At 38.3% G+C, this 1690-nt stretch carries 2 protein-coding genes; both read left to right on the forward strand.

The features are described from left to right. Window positions 1-71 precede the first annotated feature (71 nt). A complete protein-coding gene (locus tag AC1RPG_RS07705) occupies window positions 72-746 on the forward strand; it encodes a transposase (protein WP_481761994.1) in 675 nt (224 codons plus the stop codon). Then, complete coding sequence (locus tag AC1RPG_RS07710; protein WP_481761993.1) at window positions 719-1636, forward strand: IS3 family transposase; 918 nt, start codon at window positions 719-721, stop codon at window positions 1634-1636. The genes AC1RPG_RS07705 and AC1RPG_RS07710 overlap by 28 nt, the downstream gene beginning before the upstream one ends. The last annotated feature ends 54 nt before the right edge of the window (window positions 1637-1690 follow it).

The raw sequence follows: 1690 nt of genomic DNA on the forward strand, positions 1-1690 counted from the left end.
TGTAATAATCCCTTTATGGTTGTCAGATGAAATAATATAATTTCATCCGATAATCATGGAGGGATTTTTGTATGTCCAGAGCCAAGTATTCAGCATTAGAAAAATTAACGTTTATCGAAGAATTTAGAAAGTCCGGAATGCCGAGAAGAACTTTTGCCCGAGAATACGGTATTAATAAAGATCTATTCAAACGTTGGGTCGATCGCTATGACCGCGATGGTATTGAAGGTTTACAGGAAGCGCGCCACAATAATCACTATTCAAAAGCGCTGAAATTAGAAGCGGTATTAACTTATCTAACGGGTCAATATTCACAAGCAGATGTTGCACTTAAGTTTGGTTTACGATCACAAAAACAACTATTAGACTGGGTTTCCAAGTATAATGAGGATAAAACGGTGACGGCGTCACCGTCCAAAAGGCAGGTTCCCATTATGAGTCGTAAAACTTCTTTTGAAGAACGCGTTTCAATTGTTGAATATATTACCAAAGATAAACATAGTTATAATGAAACTGCGGAACACTTCGGTGTCTCTTATCAACAAGCCCGTTCATGGGTTCTTAAGGCACGACAAGGTGGTTATGAATCACTAATCGATAATCGTGGTCACCGTAAAGATCAATCAGAACTAACAGATTTAGATAAAGCGAATCTACGGATTCACGAGTTAGAAAGCCAAATCGAAGATCAAAAATTATATGCGGCCTTTATAAAAAAATGGCAGGAACTTCAGCGCAAGGGGTGAATAAGCAAAGACGACTGGCATATCACGCGATTAAGAATGTTAGTCAAGAAAAGCATGGTGCGATAACAAAACTTATAAAAATGGTTGGCGTTAGCCGTCAGGCTTACTACAAAGGGTTAAAAAGACAAGAAACAGTTTGGGAGACACGTAATAAACAACTTAAAGAGCGAACCCAATACTGGTTTGATTTCAATCTACAAGGGATTGGTACTGGAAACATGTTGGTAAATTTACAAGCTGACACATCAATTAATTTTCCCATTACTTTCAAACAGGTTCGACGAGTTATGCGAGAACTAGGTATTCGATGTTTAGTACATCCGAAGAAGCATAATCGTGTGAAACAATCAGAACAATATATCCAAGATAATCTTCTTAATCAAAATTTTAGTGTGAGTAGACCTAACCAAGTTTGGTTGGCCGATTCAACAGAGCTTTCATATGGCATAAATGGCGAATATAAAATTCGGTTAAGTGGTGTTTTAGATCTTTATGGTCGGCGACTTTTAGCCTATAATCTAAGTCCTACAGAAACTAGTGAAGCAGAAATCCAGGTATTTCAGCAGGCCTTTTCAGGTGCTGGTAGTGTACACCCCATGGTGCACACCGATCGCGGTTCAGCTTATACCTCAAAACTATTTAATCGTTCTCTTGATCGATATGAAGTAACTAGAAGTATGTCCCGACCAGGAACGCCATACGATAACGCTCCAATGGAGCGTTGGTGGAATGAATTTAAAAATCGATGGATGGCACGTCAGCCACTGCCAAAGACCTATCAAGAACTTATGAAATTGGTTGAAGCAGGAATTGAATATTTTAATCATTACAATCGCTCAACACAAAGAAATGGCCTTACCCCAGATGAATACTGGGATAAAGCCATTTAGAAACATATTAAATTTTATATTATTTCATCCGTCAACTTGACAGGGCCTAGTACA

The sequence above is a fragment of the Dellaglioa sp. CoH-57-MRSF-18 genome, assembly GCF_056781995.1.

Bases quoted from the DNA above. Each gene is read 5' to 3' on its own strand.
- AC1RPG_RS07705 (WP_481761994.1), top strand. From the start codon at position 72: ATGTCCAGAGCCAAGTATTCAGCATTAGAAAAATTAACGTTTATCGAA.
- AC1RPG_RS07710 (WP_481761993.1), top strand. From the start codon at position 719: ATGGCAGGAACTTCAGCGCAAGGGGTGAATAAGCAAAGACGACTGGCA.